Origin of the sequence: Streptomyces sp. NPDC048514 (genome assembly GCF_043199955.1) — a bacterium.
Lineage (GTDB): Bacteria > Actinomycetota > Actinomycetes > Streptomycetales > Streptomycetaceae > Streptomyces.
The window spans coordinates 333,789-351,043 of sequence record NZ_JBICWT010000011.1; the positions used below are offsets into that span (position 1 = coordinate 333,789).

Annotated in this window: 16 protein-coding genes and 3 tRNA genes; 9 read left to right on the top strand and 10 right to left on the bottom strand. The window is 70.9% G+C overall.

Features of this window, described 5'->3' with window-relative positions; all coding sequences use genetic code 11:
• The first annotated feature begins 153 nt into the window (after positions 1 to 153).
• On the top strand, positions 154 to 1,656 hold the full coding sequence (locus ACGFT2_RS25650; RefSeq protein WP_393282116.1) for a N,N-dimethylformamidase beta subunit family domain-containing protein: 1,503 nt from the start codon (positions 154 to 156) through the stop codon (positions 1,654 to 1,656).
• Between the two features lie 92 nt (positions 1,657 to 1,748).
• The gene (locus ACGFT2_RS25655; protein ID WP_393282118.1) at positions 1,749 to 2,648 is read left to right on the top strand and encodes a phosphoribosylaminoimidazolesuccinocarboxamide synthase; all 900 of its coding nucleotides are present in this window, start codon (positions 1,749 to 1,751) and stop codon (positions 2,646 to 2,648) included.
• A 42-nt stretch (positions 2,649 to 2,690) separates the two neighbouring features.
• On the opposite strand, the gene ACGFT2_RS25660 is transcribed toward ACGFT2_RS25655, so the two are convergent.
• The 8 genes from ACGFT2_RS25660 to ACGFT2_RS25695 all read right to left on the bottom strand — a co-directional run bounded on the left by ACGFT2_RS25660 (position 2,691) and on the right by ACGFT2_RS25695 (position 7,626).
• Positions 2,691 to 2,766: transfer RNA gene (locus tag ACGFT2_RS25660), tRNA-Gly, on the bottom strand.
• Positions 2,767 to 2,789: 23 nt separating this feature from the next.
• The gene (locus ACGFT2_RS25665; protein ID WP_393282120.1) at positions 2,790 to 3,404 is read right to left on the bottom strand and encodes a response regulator; all 615 of its coding nucleotides are present in this window, start codon (positions 3,402 to 3,404) and stop codon (positions 2,790 to 2,792) included.
• Complete coding sequence (locus ACGFT2_RS25670; RefSeq protein ID WP_393282225.1) at positions 3,401 to 4,810, bottom strand: sensor histidine kinase; 1,410 nt, start codon at positions 4,808 to 4,810, stop codon at positions 3,401 to 3,403. The genes ACGFT2_RS25665 and ACGFT2_RS25670 overlap by 4 nt, the downstream gene beginning before the upstream one ends.
• Positions 4,811 to 4,827: 17 nt before the next feature.
• Entirely contained in the window at positions 4,828 to 5,637 is an 810-nt protein-coding gene (locus tag ACGFT2_RS25675) for an ABC transporter permease (protein ID WP_393282122.1), read from the bottom strand.
• A gap of 215 nt (positions 5,638 to 5,852) precedes the next feature.
• Positions 5,853 to 6,791: an ABC transporter ATP-binding protein gene (locus ACGFT2_RS25680; protein WP_393282123.1), complete on the bottom strand. Its 939-nt coding sequence runs from the start codon at positions 6,789 to 6,791 to the stop codon at positions 5,853 to 5,855.
• A gap of 127 nt (positions 6,792 to 6,918) precedes the next feature.
• Positions 6,919 to 6,991: transfer RNA gene (locus tag ACGFT2_RS25685), tRNA-Gly, on the bottom strand.
• A gap of 79 nt (positions 6,992 to 7,070) precedes the next feature.
• Positions 7,071 to 7,142, bottom strand: a tRNA-Gly gene (locus ACGFT2_RS25690).
• A 166-nt stretch (positions 7,143 to 7,308) separates the two neighbouring features.
• Entirely contained in the window at positions 7,309 to 7,626 is a 318-nt protein-coding gene (locus ACGFT2_RS25695) for an Lsr2 family protein (RefSeq protein ID WP_145488531.1), read from the bottom strand.
• Between the two features lie 310 nt (positions 7,627 to 7,936).
• Here ACGFT2_RS25695 and purS point away from each other — a divergent pair, with 310 nt between their 5' ends.
• The 7 genes from purS to purM all read left to right on the top strand — a co-directional run bounded on the left by purS (position 7,937) and on the right by purM (position 15,494).
• Positions 7,937 to 8,209: a phosphoribosylformylglycinamidine synthase subunit PurS gene (gene purS, locus ACGFT2_RS25700; protein ID WP_067056252.1), complete on the top strand. Its 273-nt coding sequence runs from the start codon at positions 7,937 to 7,939 to the stop codon at positions 8,207 to 8,209.
• Positions 8,206 to 8,886 carry a phosphoribosylformylglycinamidine synthase subunit PurQ gene (gene purQ / locus ACGFT2_RS25705; protein WP_393282126.1) on the top strand — a complete coding sequence of 227 codons (681 nt, stop codon included), beginning with the start codon at positions 8,206 to 8,208 and terminating at the stop codon, positions 8,884 to 8,886. Before purS ends, purQ begins: the two co-directional genes overlap by 4 nt.
• Positions 8,883 to 11,141 (top strand): phosphoribosylformylglycinamidine synthase subunit PurL, encoded by a 2,259-nt coding sequence (purL, locus tag ACGFT2_RS25710; protein WP_393282128.1) that lies wholly within the window; start codon positions 8,883 to 8,885, stop codon positions 11,139 to 11,141. Before purQ ends, purL begins: the two co-directional genes overlap by 4 nt.
• Before the next feature lie 195 nt (positions 11,142 to 11,336).
• Positions 11,337 to 12,134 (top strand): sterol carrier family protein, encoded by a 798-nt coding sequence (locus tag ACGFT2_RS25715; RefSeq protein WP_393282130.1) that lies wholly within the window; start codon positions 11,337 to 11,339, stop codon positions 12,132 to 12,134.
• A 35-nt stretch (positions 12,135 to 12,169) separates the two neighbouring features.
• The gene (locus ACGFT2_RS25720; RefSeq protein WP_393282132.1) at positions 12,170 to 12,622 is read left to right on the top strand and encodes an META domain-containing protein; all 453 of its coding nucleotides are present in this window, start codon (positions 12,170 to 12,172) and stop codon (positions 12,620 to 12,622) included.
• A gap of 202 nt (positions 12,623 to 12,824) precedes the next feature.
• Positions 12,825 to 14,354 (top strand): amidophosphoribosyltransferase, encoded by a 1,530-nt coding sequence (purF, locus tag ACGFT2_RS25725; RefSeq protein ID WP_393282134.1) that lies wholly within the window; start codon positions 12,825 to 12,827, stop codon positions 14,352 to 14,354.
• A 42-nt stretch (positions 14,355 to 14,396) separates the two neighbouring features.
• A complete protein-coding gene (purM, locus tag ACGFT2_RS25730; RefSeq protein ID WP_393282136.1) occupies positions 14,397 to 15,494 on the top strand; it encodes a phosphoribosylformylglycinamidine cyclo-ligase in 1,098 nt (365 codons plus the stop codon).
• Positions 15,495 to 15,560: 66 nt separating this feature from the next.
• On the opposite strand, the gene ACGFT2_RS25735 is transcribed toward purM, so the two are convergent.
• Both ACGFT2_RS25735 and ACGFT2_RS25740 read right to left on the bottom strand, forming a co-directional pair.
• Positions 15,561 to 15,815 carry a DUF3073 domain-containing protein gene (locus ACGFT2_RS25735; protein ID WP_393282138.1) on the bottom strand — a complete coding sequence of 85 codons (255 nt, stop codon included), beginning with the start codon at positions 15,813 to 15,815 and terminating at the stop codon, positions 15,561 to 15,563.
• A 290-nt stretch (positions 15,816 to 16,105) separates the two neighbouring features.
• Entirely contained in the window at positions 16,106 to 17,212 is a 1,107-nt protein-coding gene (locus tag ACGFT2_RS25740; protein WP_393282139.1) for a Leu/Phe/Val dehydrogenase, read from the bottom strand.
• Between the last annotated feature and the right edge of the window lie 43 nt (positions 17,213 to 17,255).

Genomic DNA, 17,255 nt, shown 5'->3' on the forward strand with positions numbered 1-17,255 from the left:
TGGGACCGACCACGCCTTTGGCAAAGGCTTGCGACATACGACACCAAGACCCGGGACAGCGCCTTGACCGGACGCTCCGGGCCCGACACGACCGCCGAGCACGCCGAGCACCACCGAGACAGGGACACGGGGGGACCAGGGAGGGGAGCGATCATGGCCTCGGACCACATCCGCCGCTGGGAGTCCGGAGCACTCGCGCACGCCGTCACGGACCCCTTCGGGCAGGGCCCGGTGCCCTGGCTGCGCGGCAGTGAGAACTACTTCGACGACACGGGGCACGTCGTGCCGTGGTACGTCGACCCGAGTCCGCAGCCGCTGACCCCCGCGGGGGGTAAGGGGCGCGTCCCGGCGCCGCGTTCGGGCGGTTCCGGGCCCCGCTCGGCGGACGACGTGCACCGCCAGATCAAGGGCTTCGCCTCCACCGGCGCCGTCACGCCCGGCGAGGCGATCGACTTCCACGTCACGGTCGACCCGCCACAGGAGTTCAGCGTCGACATCTACCGGATCGGCCACTACGGAGGCGACGGCGCGGCCAAGATCACCACGAGCCCGCGCCTGTCCGGCATCGTCCAGCCCCGGCCGCTGACCGCCGACCGCACGGTCTCCTGCCACCACTGGTGGCTGTCCTGGCGCCTGCAGGTGCCCGCCCACTGGAGCATCGGCGCCTACGTGGCCGTCCTGACCACCGCCGACGGCTATCGCTCCCACGTGCCGTTCACGGTCCGCGACGACCATCCCGCCGACCTGCTCCTGCTGCTGCCCGACGTCACCTGGCAGGCGTACAACCTCTATCCGGAGGACGGCCACACCGGCGCCAGCCTCTATCACGCCTGGGACGAGAAGGGCCGGCTGCTCGGCGAGGCCGACGCGGCCACCACGGTCTCCTTCGACCGCCCCTACGCGGGCGCGGGCCTGCCCCTGCACGTCGGCCACGCCTACGACTTCATCCGCTGGGCCGAGCGCTACGGCTACGACCTCGCCTACGCCGACGCCCGCGACCTGCACGCCGGCCGGGTCGATCCCAGCCGCTACCGGGGCCTGGTCTTCCCCGGGCACGACGAGTACTGGTCGGTGCCGATGCGCCGCGCCGTCGAGGACGCCCGGGACCGCGGCACCTCGCTGGTCTTCCTCTCCGCCAACACCATGTACTGGCAGGTGGAGCTGGGGCCCTCCCCGTCGGGCGTGCCGGACCGGCTGCTGACCTGCCGCAAGCGCAAGGGGCCGGGAAAGCCGGTGCTGTGGCGGGAGATCGACCGCCCCGAGCAGCAACTGGTCGGCATCCAGTACGCGGGCCGGGTGCCCGAACCGCACCCGCTGATCGTCCGCAACGCCGGGCACTGGCTGTGGGAGGCGACCGGCGCGCAGGAGGGCGACGAGATCGAGGGCCTGGTCGCCGGCGAGGCCGACCGGTACTTCCCGCGCACCCCGCTGCCCGAGCACGAAGAGCGCATCCTGCTCGCCCACTCCCCGTACACCGACAACGACGGTGCCGTCCGCCACCAGGAGACCTCCCTCTACCGATCCCCCTCCGGGGCCTGGGTGTTCGCCTCCGGCACCTTCGCCTGGTCCCCCGCCCTGGACCGCCCGGGCCATGTGGACCCCCGTGTCCAGCGCGCCACGGCGAACCTGCTGGACCGCATCTGCAAGCGCGACTGACCGCCGAGGACCCCGGCGCTGACCCCTGGCCGAATCCGATCGCCCGGATAAGGGAGAATCGAGGCACTTGGACAGAACCACGGGGAGGAACCGTGTCCGGATTCGTAGAAAAGCCCGAGCCGATCCAGGTTCCGGGCCTGGTGCACCTGCACACCGGAAAGGTGCGCGAGCTGTACCGGAACGAGGCGGGCGATCTCGTGATGGTCGCCAGCGACCGCATGTCCGCCTATGACTGGGTGCTGCCGACCGAGATCCCCGACAAGGGCCGGGTCCTCACCCGGCTCTCCCTGTGGTGGTTCGACCAGCTGCGCGACCTGGCGCCCAACCATGTGATCAGCACCGAGCTGCCCGCGGGAGCCCCGGCCGACTGGGCGGGCCGGACGCTGGTGTGCAAGTCGCTGAAGATGGTTCCGGTGGAGTGCGTGGCCCGCGGCTACCTCACCGGCTCCGGCCTGCTCGAGTACGAGGAGTCCCGGACCGTCTGCGGCCTCGCCCTTCCCGAGGGCCTCGTCGACGGTTCGCAGCTGCCCGGCCCGATCTTCACCCCGGCCACCAAGGCGGAGGTCGGCGAGCACGACGAGAACGTCTCCTACGAGGAGGTGGCCCGCCAGGTCGGCGCGGAGACCGCCGCCCTGCTGCGCCAGGCCACCCTCGCCGTGTACTCCCGCGCCCGGGACATCGCCCGCGAGCGGGGGATCATCCTGGCCGACACCAAGTTCGAGTTCGGCTTCGACGGGGACACCCTGATCCTCGCCGACGAGGTGCTCACCCCGGACTCCTCCCGCTTCTGGCCGGCCGACCGGTGGCAGCCGGGCCGCGCGCAGCCGTCGTACGACAAGCAGTTCGTGCGGGACTGGCTGACCTCCGCCGAGTCCGGCTGGGACCGCAAGAGCGAGCAGCCCCCGCCGCCGCTGCCGCAGAAGGTCGTGGAGGCGACACGGGCGAAGTACGTGGAGGCGTACGAGCGGCTGACGGGCGCCGGCTGGTCCTAGAGACCGAAAAGGCCCCCGGTGGGAACCGGGGGCCTTTCGCCGTGGAGCGGACGACGAGGCTCGAACTCGCGACCTCAACCTTGGCAAGGTTGCGCTCTACCAACTGAGCTACGTCCGCATTGCGCCGTGGCGCGAGAGCAACTATACCCAACCTCGCTCCCGCGCGAGACGCACCGCCGCGTGACGGTTCTCCGCCCCGAGCTTCGTGACCGCCGAGGAGAGGTAGTTCCGCACGGTCCCGGGGGACAGCGCGGCCCGCTCGGCGATCTCCGCGACCGGCGCCCCCTCGGCGGCCAGTTCCAGCACCTCGGCCTCCCGCGCGGTCAGCGGCGAGTCCCCGGCGGAGATCGCGTCGGCGGCCAACTCCGGGTCGATGTAGCGGTTTCCCGCATGCACGGTCCGGATGATCTCGGCGAGGCGCTGGGCGCTGACCGTCTTCGGGACGAATCCGCGCACTCCGGCCGCGAGCGCTCGTTTCAGGTGTCCGGGCCGCCCGTGACCGGTGACGATCAGCACCTGGCAGCCGGGCAGTTCGGCGCGCAGCGAAGTGGCGACCCTCACACCGTCGGCGCCCGGCATCTGGAGATCGAGCACGGCCACGTCAGGTTCGTGCGCCCGGGCCATCGCGAGCGCCTCGGGACCGGTCGCCGCCTCCGCGACGACCCGCAGATCGTCCTCCAGGGAGAGCAGCGCGGCCAGCGCGCCCCGGATCAGATGCTCGTCGTCGGCGAGCAACAGCCGTACCGGACCGGTCATGAGGTGACGTCACTCACTTTCCTCCCCGCGAGCGGCTCCCCGCCGTCGCCCAGCGGCACCTGCGCGACGACCCGGAACCGGCCCCCGCCGACGATCCCGGCCTCCAGGCTGCCGTCCACTGCGGCCAGCCGTTCCCGCAGACCGGCGAGTCCCGAGCCACCGCCGGAGCCCCCGCCCGAACCCCCGCCGGAGCCACCGCCCGAACCGCCGCCGGAGCCCTTGCCCGGGTTGCCGCCAGGGCCGCCGCCGGAGCCGCCGCGAGGGCCACCTGGACCGCCGTCCGGGCCCGCCGTCCGGTCGGCTGTGGGGCCGCCGGGCCCGGTCACCCCGTCGTTCTCCACCGTCAGCACCACGTGCCCCTCCCGCATCCGAAGTCCCACCGCGCACCGGCTCGCGTCGCCGTGCCGCAGTACGTTGGTGGTCGCCTCGCGCACCACCCAGCCGAGCGCGGACTGCACCTGCGCGGGCAGCCCGGTGGTCTCCGCCCGGACCTCGCACTCGATGCCGGCCGCCGTCAACACACCCCGGGCGCCGGCGAGTTCCGCACCGAGGTCGGCCTCCCGATAGCCGCGTACGACGGCTCGCACCTCCCGCTGGGACTCCTGCGCGATGCGCTGCACCTCGATCATCTGCTCCACGGCCTCCGGCCGTCCGCGCCGCGCCAGTTGTACGGCCAGCTCGCTCTTGAGGGAGATCACGGACAGGTTCCGGCCCAGCACGTCGTGCAGATCACGCCCGAACCGCAGCCGCTCCTCCGCGACGGCGAGCCGGGCCTCGATCTCCCGGGCGCGTTCCGCCTCCCAGAGCACGGAGAGGGTCCAGGCGCCGCAGCGGGTGGCGAGCAGGGAGAAGACGGCGGCGAAGACGACGAACGCCCCGGTGGCGAACATGACGGGGCCGCTCGGGCGCACGGCCCCGAACGCGGCCGTGATCAGCACGGCGAGCACCGCCGACCGGCGCAGGAACACCCGGATCGGCACGAGGAACGCGTACGGGAGCCCGAGGGGCAGGAGCGCGGCGGCGACCACGAGCCGGATGCTGAACGGTTCGGCTCCGCCGACGGCCGCGAGCGCCACGGTCAGCGCGAGGGTGAGGCCGAACAGGCACACGGCGGGGCACAGGGCGCGGGCCGGCAGTTCGGCGCGGCCGAGGTAGTGGTCGAGAGCCGGCCGCAGCAGCCGGCCCGCGGCCGCGCACTGCAGCAGGTTCACGGCGATGACCAGTCCGCCGACCACCAGGGGAGTGGGGCGCCGGTCGAGGCCGCCGACGAGCGGCAGCATCAGCCAGCTCAGGGAGAACGTCCAGATGCTGACGTGCCAGGTGATCAGGCTCTGCAGTTCCACCCGCTCGGCCTTGCTCCGCTCCTGCCAGTGCCGCCGCTGCCACCGCCGTACCCGCTCCAGCATCCGCGCGTACTCCTTCCTCAGCGTCGCGGCTCCCACCGGAACCACCGGCGTACAGCAAACACCGCCACGATCGTCCAGGCCAGCGCGGTCGCGAGCGCGCCCAGCGACTCGTACGCGCCCAACTGGCCCGTCCAGCCGGCCCGGACGAGCCGGATCGCGGGGGACAGCGGCAGGAGTTCGCAGACGGAGGCGAGCCGGTCCGGCATGACTTCGGTGGGCACCGTGATCCCGGAGCCGACCATCGACACGAACACCAGGGGCAGCGCGGTCACCTGGGCGCTCTCGACGGTGCGGGTGAAGGAAGCGGTGAGCGCGGCGAGCGCGGCACTGACCACAAGCCCGGCGAGCAGCCCGGGCAGCAGCAGATACGGCGCCTTCGGCGCTCCGGTGTGCAGCAGTGCGGCGCAGCCGGCGCACAGCACGGCGGCCTGGGCGAGGCCCGTGACGGCCGCCGGCAGGGCGGTGCCGGCGAGGATCTCGGGGTCGGAGAGTTCGCCGGTGCGCAGCCGCTTGAGGACGAGTTCCTCGCGGCGGGCGACGTAGGCGCTGACCAGGGAGGTGTAGACGGCGAAGAGGAAGGAGAAGCCGATCGCGGCCGTCAGCAGGGTCGTGCCGACGCTCAGCCCTTCCTTCGCCAGTTCCAGCCGGTCGAGAGCGGGCCGGATGCTGAACGGCAGGGCGAGCGGTACGACCAGCGCCGTGAACACGGCCCCGCGATTGCGCCCGAGAAGGGTCAGCTCGGCCCGAGCCAACGCCCGAACCCGCCGCCCCGCGCCCGCACTCCCGCTCCGGCTCGCACTTCGGCTTCCGCCCGCGGGCCCACCCACGTCCGTGCGTCCGGCGCCACCTACGCGTCCGGCGCCACCTACGCGTCCGGCGCCACCCACGTGTCCGGCGCCACCCACGCGTCCGGTGCCGCTCCCGCTCCCGCCGGCGCTCCCGCCCGCGCCTTTGCTCCCGTGCGCCCCGCCCGGGCCGGACGTGCCGGTGTTCGTCGTGTGGTCTCGGGTCACGGTCCGGACCGCCTTCCGCTCGATTCCGGTCATGCCGCCGTCTCCCGCTCCCGCGCGATGCCGAGGAACGCCTCCTCCAGTGAGGCCGATCGCACGTCCAGGCCGCGCAGCTCGACGCCGGTCCGCTCGGCCCAGGTCAGCACCCCGGTGGCGGTGCGCTGCAGGTGCGTCGTGAGCAGCCGTACGACGCCGCCCTCGCTCTCGTGCCCGCAGACGCCGAGTTCGGGGAGGGAGGGCAGGTCGCCGAGGAGGTAGCCGGCGGGCAGCTCGAAGGACATCCGGGAGGGGCGGCCGGCGGTGACCTCGGCCGGGGTCCCGGACGCGGCGATGCGGCCCTCGTGCAGGATGGCCAGCCGGTCGGCGAGACCCTCGGCCTCCTCCAGGTAGTGCGTGGTGAGCAGCACGGTCGTACCGGCGTCGCGCAGCGCCCGTACCAACTGCCAGGTGTCCCTGCGGCCTTCCGCGTCGAGTCCGGTCGTCGGTTCGTCGAGGAAGAGCACCTCGGGGTCGCCGAGCAGGGCGAGCGCCAGGTCCAGGCGGCGCCGCTCCCCGCCGGACAGCTGCTTGACCCGTACCCCGTGTTTGTCCGCGAGCCCGACCAGCTCCAGCGCCTCTTCCCGCGGACGCGCCCCGCTCGTGCAGTCCGCCCACATGCGGGCGGTCTCGGCGACGGTGAGTTCGGAGGGGAAGCCGCCTTCCTGGAGCATCACACCGGTGCGGGGGCGTACGGCGGCCCGCTCCAGGCAGGGGTCGTGGCCGAGGATCCGGACCCGGCCCCCGGCCGGTGCGGCGAGCCCCTCCAGCAGTTCCACCGTGGAGGTCTTGCCGGCGCCGTTGGTGCCCAGCAGGGCGAAGATCTCCCCACGCGCCACGGAGAAGGTGATTCCGCGTACCGCTTCGAACCCGTCCCCGTAGACACGCCTGAGGTCGGCGACCTCGATCACGTGCTCGTGTTCGTCGTTGTCCATGCCTCCAGCGTCCCGGCGGCCCGGGCGGCGGGGCAGTGCGCGGTGTCATCGCTCGGCATGACAAATGTCAGAGCGGTGTCGGGCAGACGAAAAGACCCCGGTCCAGTGGACCGGGGTCTCATTCCCGAGCGGACGACGAGGCTCGAACTCGCGACCTCAACCTTGGCAAGGTTGCGCTCTACCAACTGAGCTACGTCCGCACTGCTCCCGATCGGCTCCCACCGATCGGTGCGAGCACCAGCCTACCTGATCCACAACAGTGGTCATGACCGGTGCCAGAGCGGGTGACAGGAATTGCACACTGCGCCTTCCCCCTGGAAGGGGGATGTTCTACTACTGAACTACACCCGCACGATCCTCGGGATCCGGCCCTTCGGCCTCGCCCCTCGGCGTGTCCCAGACATTAGCTGATCGGCAGGGGGGTAGCGCAAGTCGGTTCCCCCGGGGCTCCGAAATGCCCCAAGTGCACGGTTCCCAGGGCCCGCTGACGAGCCCTGGGAACCGCCCCTTCGCGGGCTCACTGCGCGGAGCTGAACGCCTCGTAGACCTTCTTGGGGATGCGTCCGCGGGCCGGCACGTCCATCTTGTTGGCCTGGGCCCAGGCGCGGACGGCCGCCGGGTCGGGGGCGACCTCCGTCTGCTTGTACGCCTTGCCGGATCGCGACCTCTTGCGGCCGGCCTCCACGTAGGGCGCGAGCGCCTTGCGCAGTTTCTTGGCGTTGGTTTCGTTCAGGTCGATCTCGTACGACTTGCCGTCGAGTCCGAAGGCGATCGTTTCCGCCGCTTCCGAGCCGTCGATGTCGTCAAAGAGAGTGACCACGACCTTTTGCGCCACGAATATCGGTCCCTTCGTGCGGCACGTCGATACAGCTCAACGGCGATGACGTGCCGAGTATCGGCTATTGCCAATTCATTTGTACAGTGCCCGGCAATGCAAAGTGAAGCCCGACTAAATCCGTCCGCGTGTCCGGGCGCAATAGGGGTTGCGGGCGGTCTCCCGAACTTTCCCAGAACTTTTCACGACGGTCCGGCTTCGACACCCTATCGTGATGCGGCTCACGTACTTTCCTACAACTCTACCCGCGTAGAAATTTTGTGCGGGTAGTCTGAAGGAACCTGCTCAGCACCACACACCGGGAGTGCCAGTGGCACGCGTCGTAGTCGACGTCATGCTCAAGCCGGAGATCCTCGACCCCCAGGGCCAGGCGGTCCAGCGTGCGCTGCCGCGCCTGGGTTTCGAGGGGATCTCGGACGTACGTCAGGGAAAGCGTTTCGAACTGGAAGTTGACGGGCCGGTCGACGAGGCCGCACTCGCCCGCATCCACGATCTTGCGGAATCCTTCCTCGCCAACACGGTGATCGAGGACTTCACCGTCAAGGTGGAAGAGGCGGCGGAAGTCGCGGAGGCCGCGAAGTGACCGCTCGTATTGGCGTCGTCACTTTCCCGGGCAGCCTCGACGACCGGGACACGCAGCGTGCGATCCGTATCGCCGGTGCCGAACCCGTCGCCCTCTGGCACAAGGACAAGGACCTCAAGCAGGTCGACGCCGTCGTGCTGTGCGGTGGTTTCTCCTACGGTGACTACCTGCGGGCCGGTGCCATCGCCCGTTTCTCGCCGGTGATGGACCCGATCGTCGAGCAGGCGAAGGCCGGTCTTCCGGTCCTCGGCATCTGCAACGGTTTCCAGATCCTCACCGAGGCCCATCTCCTCCCGGGCGCGATGCTGGGCAACGACCACCTCCACTTCATCTGCCGCGACCAGAAGCTGCGGGTGGAGAACGCGGAGACCTCCTGGACCGGTGACTACCGCGCGGGCCAGGAGATCCACATCCCGCTGAAGAACATGGACGGCCGGTACGTCGCCGACGACCACACGCTGGACAAGCTGGAAGCCGAGGGCCGGGTCGCGTTCCGGTACGTGGGCTTCAATCCGAACGGCTCGCAGCGGGACATCGCCGGTATCACCAACGAGGCCGGGAACGTCGTCGGCCTCATGCCCCACCCGGAGCACGCCGTCGAGCCGCTGATCGGTACGGGCCGTACCGACGGCCTGCCGTTCTTCACCTCGATTCTCAAGAAGCTGGTCAACGCATGAGCCGGACGCCTCTGGACACGGTCGAGCACGCGGCCGCGACCCCCGACGTCGAGCTGCCCTGGGCCGAACTCGGTCTGAAGAAGGACGAGTACGAGCGGGTGGTGGAGATCCTCGGCCGCCGCCCCACCGGCGCCGAACTCGCCATGTACTCGGTCATGTGGTCCGAGCACTGCTCCTACAAGTCCTCCAAGGTGCACCTGCGCCAGTTCGGCGAGAAGGCGCCCGAGTCGGACGCCCTGCTCGTCGGCATCGGTGAGAACGCCGGTGTGGTGGACGTCGGCCAGGGCTACGCGGTCACCTTCAAGGTGGAGTCGCACAACCACCCCTCCTACGTGGAGCCCTACCAGGGCGCGGCCACCGGTGTCGGCGGCATCGTCCGCGACATCATCGCGATGGGCGCGCGCCCGGTCGCGGTCGTGGACCCGCTGCGCTTCGGCGCCGCCGACCACCCCGACACCAAGCGCGTCCTGCCGGGCGTCGTCGCGGGCATCGGCGGCTACGGCAACTGCCTGGGGCTGCCCAACATCGGCGGCGAGGTCGTCTTCGACGCCTGCTACCAGGGCAACCCGCTGGTCAACGCCGGTGCCATCGGTGTGATGCGGCACGAGGACATCCACCTCGCCAAGGCCTCCGGCGCCGGCAACAAGGTCATCCTGTACGGCGCCCGCACCGGCGGCGACGGCATCGGCGGCGCGTCGATCCTCGCCTCCGAGACCTTCGACGACGCGAAGCCCTCGAAGCGTCCCGCCGTCCAGGTCGGCGACCCCTTCCAGGAGAAGCTCCTCATCGAGTGCACCCTGGAGGCCTTCCGGGAGAAGCTGGTCGTCGGCATCCAGGACCTCGGTGCCGCCGGCCTCTCCTGCGCCACCTCCGAGCTGGCCTCGAACGGCTCGGGTGGCATGCGCGTCACGCTGGACGACGTCCCGCTGCGCGACTCGACCCTGTCTCCTGAGGAGATCCTCATGAGCGAGTCGCAGGAGCGCATGTGCGCGGTCGTGGAGCCGGAGAAGGTCGACCGCTTCCTGGAGATCTGCGAGAAGTGGGACGTCATCGCCACCGTCATCGGTGAGGTCACCGACGGCGACCGGCTGGAGATCTTCTGGCACGGCGGGAAGATCGTCGACGTCGACCCGCGCACGGTCGCCCACGACGGCCCGGTCTACGAGCGCCCCTACGCCCGCCCCGAGTGGCAGGACGCCCTCCAGGCCGACGACGCGAACAAGCTGCCCCGCCCGGGGACCGGCGAGGAGCTGAAGGACCAGGTCCTGAAGCTGGTGGCCTCCCCCAACCAGGCCTCCAAGAAGTGGATCACCTCGCAGTACGACCACTTCGTGCAGGGCAACACCGTCCTCGCCCAGCCGGAGGACTCCGGCATGATCCGCGTGGACGAGGAGAGCGGCCTCGGCGTCGCCATCGCCACGGACGGCAACGGCCGTTACGCCAAGCTGGACCCGTACACGGGCGCCCAGCTGGCCCTGGCCGAGGCGTACCGGAACGTGGCGACCACCGGCGCCAAGCCGCTGGCCGTGTCCGACTGCCTGAACTTCGGCTCGCCCGAGGACCCGGCGGTGATGTGGCAGTTCGCCGAGGCCGTGCGCGGTCTGGCCGACGGCTGTCTGCAGCTGGGCACCCCGGTGACCGGCGGCAACGTCTCCCTCTACAACCAGACGGGCGAGGCGGCCATCCACCCGACCCCGGTGGTCGCCGTCCTCGGTGTCATCGACGACGTGGCCCGCCGCACCCCGGTCGCCTTCCAGGAGGAGGGCCAGCTGCTCTACCTCCTCGGCGACACGCGCGAGGAGTTCGGCGGCTCGGCCTGGTCCCAGGTCGTCCACGACCACCTCGGCGGCCTGCCCCCGCGGGTCGACCTCGAGCGTGAGCGGCTGCTGGCCGAGATCCTGATCTCCGCCTCCCGCGACGGCATGATCGACTCCGCGCACGACCTGTCCGACGGCGGTCTGGTCCAGGCGGTCGTGGAGTCCGCGCTGCTCGGCGGCAAGGGCGCGCGGCTGATCGTCCCGGATGGTCTGGACGCGTTCACCTTCCTGTTCTCCGAGTCGGCCGGCCGCGCGATCGTCGCCGTGCCCCGCTCGGAGGAGGTCCGCTTCAACGACATGTGCGGCGCGCGCGGGCTGCCTGCCACCCGCGTCGGCGTCGTGGACGGCGAGTCGGTGGAGGTCCAGGGCGAGTTCTCCCTGCCCCTCACCGAGCTGCGCGAGGCGCACGAGGGCACGATCCCGGCGCTGCTGGCGTAGCGGCCGACGGCTGTGCGAAGGCCCTGTCCGCGAGGTCGGACGGGGCCTTCGCGCGTGCTGACTTCGGTCCCTGTCCGCCGTGTCCGGCGGCCTGGCCGGCGGCTGGGGGGCCGTGGCTCGAGCCGCGGGACCCTCCCGACCGGACGACGAGCCGGGAGCGGATCGCCAAGGCCCGGTGGGCATAAGGTCGCTTCCATGCCATCGGCCAGGAAGCGCGCCCGCAGCTACGACCCCGCCAGGACCCGCGCAGCGGTCCTCGCCCAGTTCGGAAACGTCCGGGAGGCCGTCCGGGGGCTCACCCCCGAGCAGCTCGCGGTGCCCACCCGGCTCGGCGAGTGGACGGTACGCGAGCTGGTCGCCCACATCGGGATGGCGCTCACGGCCGTGCACCGCGCCCTGGACCTGCCCGCACCGCCCGCACAGGACGTCACCCCGGTCGAGTGGCCCTTCGCGACCGGGCGCCGCGCCCGCGACATCGACGAGTTCACCCGGGGTCTCGGCGCCGCCCACCCCGACCTCGACGCCTACCTCACCGGCGTCGACGACGGCCTGCGCGCCCTGCTCGCCGAGCATCCCGGCAGCCGGCTGCTGGAGACCGGCGCGGGCGCGCTGCCCCTGGACGACTACCTCGTCACCCGGGCCGTCGAACTCGTCGTCCACACCGACGATCTGAACGCCGCCGTCGAGGGTCTCGAGGTCCCGTACGACCGCCAGGCCCTGGCCGCCGCCACCCGGCTGCTCGCCGACGCCCTCGCCGTGAAGGCGCCCGGCGGCTCCACCGAGGTGCGCGTGCCGCCGTACGCCGTCGTGCAGTGCGTCGAGGGGCCCCGGCACACCCGCGGCACCCCGCCCAACGTCGTGGAGACCGACCCGCTGACCTGGGTTCGGCTCGCCACCGGACGCGTGGCCTGGAAGGACGCCGTGGCGCAGGCGAAGGTCAGCGCGAGCGGGGAGCGGGCGGACATCGGGGATCTGCTGCCGCTGATGACATAGCGGAACCGGTCGTACCGCTGGTCCGTCGAACCCGTATGAACCGGCACAAGCAGCGCATGACCCTGATGGTGGCCGCCGCGCTCGTCCCGTTCGCGGTGGCCTGTGGCGGCGGGAAGGCGGAGAGTGGTGCGGTGAGCGTCCAGCAGCCGGTGACCGGGATCGACTGGCGGGTCGACGGTGTCACCGTCGGTGGTACGACCCGGCACGCCCCCGCCACCGCCCGCCTGCGCATCGACGAGGACGGCAGGGCGGCCGGAAACCTCGGCTGCAACCAGTTCAGCGCCCGGGCCACCGTGCACGGCGACCGGATCACCTTCGGTGACCTGCGGACGACCAGGATGGCCTGCGCCCCGGAGCGAATGGACTTCGAGCGCGCCCTCGCCCGCACCCTGACCACCGGGACCCTCCTCGCCGAGGCCGGCAAGGCGAAATTGACCCTCACCGACGGCGAAGGTGACCGCGTCCACCTCAGCCGCGCACCCGATTGATGTGCGACACCTCACTCAGGTACACGGCCAAAGCGGGCCCATGAGGCCCTGCACCGCCGGCCCGAAAGCCGCAGCAGCCCCTAACAAACCGCTCTGACCTCGGGAAACGCGGAATCCACCAAGGTGATCGCCTACACCCGGTCCGGTGGGGGCGCGTATCCCCAATTCGGACCAGTGGTCGATCTCGCCTACACTCGGTGGCGTGCCACGTGGTGACGGTCGACTCAATCACGATCTGCTTCCCGGCGAAAAGGGCCCCCAGGACGCTTGCGGCGTCTTCGGCGTCTGGGCTCCGGGTGAAGAGGTCGCAAAGCTCACGTACTTCGGGCTGTACGCCCTCCAGCACCGGGGCCAGGAATCCGCGGGAATCGCGGTCAGCAACGGCTCCCAGATCCTCGTCTTCAAGGACATGGGCCTGGTCTCCCAGGTCTTCGACGAGACCTCGCTCGGTTCGCTCCAGGGTCATATCGCGGTCGGACACGCCCGCTACTCGACCACCGGCGCCTCCGTGTGGGAGAACGCCCAGCCCACATTCCGTGCCACCGCGCACGGCTCCATCGCGCTCGGCCACAACGGCAACCTGGTCAACACGGCGCAGCTCGCCGAGATGGTCGCCGAACTGCCGAACGACAACAACAGCCGCTCCACCAGGGTCGCGGCCACCAACGACACCGACCTGCTGACGGCGCTGCTGGCCGCCCAGGTCGACGAGGACGGCAAGCCGCTGACCATCGAGGAGGCCGCGCACGCGGTGCTCCCGAAGGTGAAGGGCGCGTTCTCCCTCGTCTTCATGGACGAAGGCACCCTCTACGCCGCCCGCGACCCGCAGGGCATCCGCCCGCTGGTCCTCGGCCGGCTGGAGCGCGGCTGGGTCGTCGCCTCCGAGTCCGCCGCCCTCGACATCTGCGGCGCCGCCTACGTCCGCGAGATCGAGCCGGGCGAGTTCATCGCCGTCGACGAGAACGGGCTGCGTACCTCGCGATTCGCGGAAGCGAAGCCCAAGGGCTGCGTCTTCGAGTACGTGTACCTGGCCCGCCCGGACACCGACATCGCCGGCCGCAACGTGTACCTGTCCCGCGTGGAGATGGGCCGCCGCCTGGCGAAGGAAGCCCCCGTCGAGGCCGACCTGGTCATAGCGACCCCGGAGTCCGGCACGCCGGCCGCCATCGGCTACGCGGAGGCGTCCGGCATCCCCTTCGGTGCCGGCCTGGTGAAGAACGCCTACGTCGGGCGCACCTTCATCCAGCCCTCGCAGACCATCCGCCAGCTGGGTATCCGCCTGAAGCTGAACCCGCTGAAGGAAGTCATCAAGGGCAAGCGGCTGGTCGTCGTGGACGACTCGATCGTCCGCGGCAACACCCAGCGGGCCCTGGTCCGCATGCTCCGCGAGGCGGGCGCCGCCGAGGTCCACATCCGGATCTCCTCGCCACCCGTGAAGTGGCCCTGCTTCTTCGGGATCGACTTCGCCACCCGCGCGGAGCTGATCGCCAACGGGATGACCATCGAGGAGATCGGCACGAGCCTCGGCGCCGACTCCCTGGCCTACATCTCCATCGACGGCATGATCGAGGCGACCACGATCGCCAAGCCGAACCTGTGCCGCGCCTGCTTCGACGGCGAGTACCCGATGGAGCTGCCGGACCCCGAGCTGCTCGGCAAGCAGCTGCTGGAGACCGAGCTGGCCGCCGGGCCCGCCGCGACGGCCGCCGCCGACGCGATCCGTCGCCCGTAATTCCCGCTGTTCACGCGGTACGACACGAAAGTTCTCAAGGTCATGTCTTCTGCCGATTTTGATCAGCGTGCCCCGCACACGGGTACCGGTGCCAGCTACGCGAGCGCGGGCGTCGACATCGAGGCGGGCGACCGCGCGGTCGAGCTGATGAAGGAGTGGGTGAAGAAGACCCGGCGGCCCGAGGTCCTGGGCGGCCTCGGCGGCTTCGCCGGGCTCTTCGACGCTTCCGCCCTCAAGCGCTACGAGCGCCCGCTGCTCGCCTCCGCCACGGACGGCGTCGGCACGAAGGTCGACGTCGCGCGCCGGATGGGCGTCTACGACACCATCGGCCACGACCTGGTCGCCATGGTCATGGACGACATCGTGGTGTGCGGTGCCGAGCCGCTCTTCATGACGGACTACATCTGCGTCGGCAAGGTCCACCCCGAGCGTGTCGCGGCCATCGTCAAGGGCATCGCGGAGGGCTGTGTGCTGGCCGGCTGCGCCCTGGTGGGCGGCGAGACCGCCGAGCACCCCGGCCTGCTGGGCGAGGACGACTTCGACGTCGCGGGCGCCGGTACCGGTGTCGTGGAGGCCGACCGGCTGCTGGGCGCGGATCGCATCCGCAAGGGTGACGCGGTGATCGCCATGGCGGCCTCCGGTCTTCACTCCAACGGGTACTCCCTGGTCCGCCACGTCCTGCTGGACCGCGCGGGCCTGGCCCTGGAGACGGAGATCGCGGAGCTGGGCCGCACCCTCGGCGAGGAGCTGCTGGAGCCCACGAAGATCTACTCGCTGGACTGCCTGGCGCTGACCCACACGGCCGAGGTGCACGCCTTCAGCCACATCACGGGCGGCGGGCTCGCGGCCAACCTGGCCCGGGTGATCCCGGACGGCCTGCACGCCGTGGTCGACCGGACCACCTGGACCCCGGGCGCGATCTTCGACCTGGTCGGGAAGACCGGGAACGTGGAGCGCCTGGAGCTGGAGAAGACCCTCAACATGGGCGTCGGCATGATGGCGATCGTCCCGGAGGAGTCCACCGAGGTGGCCCTCGCGACCCTGGCCGACCGCGGCGTCGACGCCTGGGTGGCCGGCGAGATCACGGACCGGGACGGCAAGGAGACCGGCGCGGAGCTGGTGGGGGACTACGCCCTCTGACCGTGCTGACAGCACAGAAGCCGGTCGGTGGCTGTGCCACCGACCGGATATGTGTTCAGTACAAGGTCAAGCGCCGCGACGGTGTTGTGAGGGACGACCTTCGTCCTCATCCTCGTCGTCGTCCTCATAGAGGTCGGCGTATCGAGAGTAAAGATCGTCCTCATCGTTCTCATCGTCCTCGAACGGCTCGCCGTTCGGCGGCTGGTTCGAAGTCGATGCGCCCAGTTCACTGGCCAGACGTGACAGGTCAGTCCCACCGCTGTTGTACTTCAGCTGGCGGGCGACCTTTGTCTGCTTGGCCTTGGCCCGGCCGCGCCCCATGGCTCGACCCCCTCGGTGACGGGGCTCGGTGGCCCCAGAGTCTGACACGCGTTCATGATCCGGAACGGACCCTCCGCAGAGAGGCCGGTCCGTAGGGCTTCCACGGTACCTGAGCCCGCGCCCATACGGTACGTCGCCCGCAGCACGCGCGTGTGCACAGGACCCTCGAGGCGCCCCGTCCTCGCTGGTCAGTGGCGATTTTAACCACTTATCGGGGTGCGACCCGCCGGTGGAAGTGAGAGTTCTCTCGAAGTTCCCACCGGCGGGTACCGCTCAGGTGCGCGATCGGTTCACCGCGCCGCGTGCCCGGCGCGGGCTTCGGCCATCCGCTGCTCGGCGATCCGGTCGGCCGCCGCGGCCGGCGGAATCCCGTCTTCCTTCGCACGTGCGAATATGGCCAGCGTGGTGTCGAAGATCCTCGCCGCCTTCGCCTTGCACCGCTCGAAGTCGAACCCGTGCAGCTCGTCCGCCACCTGGATGACCCCGCCGGCGTTCACCACGTAGTCCGGCGCGTAGAGGATCCCGCGGTCGGCGAGGTCCTTCTCCACGCCCGGATGGGCGAGCTGGTTGTTGGCCGCGCCGCACACCACGCGGGCGGTGAGCACCGGCACGCTGAGATCGTTCAGGGCACCGCCGAGGGCGCAGGGGGCGTAGACGTCGAGCCCCTCGAACCGGATCAGCGCCTCGGTGTCGGCGACGGCCGTCACGCCTTCGGGGTGCTGGTCGAGGATGCGCCGGACGGCGTCCTCGCGCACGTCCGTGATCACGACCTCGGCGCCCTCGTCCAGCAGATGCCGGACCAGGTGGTGACCGACCTTGCCGACGCCGGCGATGCCGACCTTGCGGCCCCGCAGCAGCGGGTCGCCCCACAGGTGCTGGGCGGAGGCCCGCATGCCCTGGTAGACACCGAAGGCGGTGAGCACGGAGGAGTCGCCGGCGCCGCCGTGTTCGGGGGAGCGGCCGGTGGTCCAGCGGCACTCGCGGGCCACCACGTCCATGTCGGCGACATAGGTGCCGACGTCGCACGCGGTGACGTAACGCCCGCCGAGGGAGGCCACCATGCGCCCGTAGGCGAGCAGCAGTTCCTCGGTCTTGTCGCGCTCCGGGTGGCCGATGATCACGGCCTTGCCACCGCCGTGGTCCAGCCCGGCCATGGCGTTCTTGTACGACATCCCGCGCGCGAGGTTGAGCGCGTCGCCGACGGCCTCGGCCTCGGTCGCGTACGGATAGAAGCGAGTGCCGCCGAGGGCAGGACCCAGGGCGGTGGAGTGGATGGCGATCACGGCCTTCAGGCCGGTCACGCGGTCCTGACAGAGCACGACCTGCTCATGGCCGCCCTGGTCCGAGTGGAACAGGGTGTGCAGGACATCAGCAGGTGCGCCGGTTACGTCGGTCACTGTGGTGACTCCTGTGTAAATAGCGGCGGGTGGGACGGGCCCC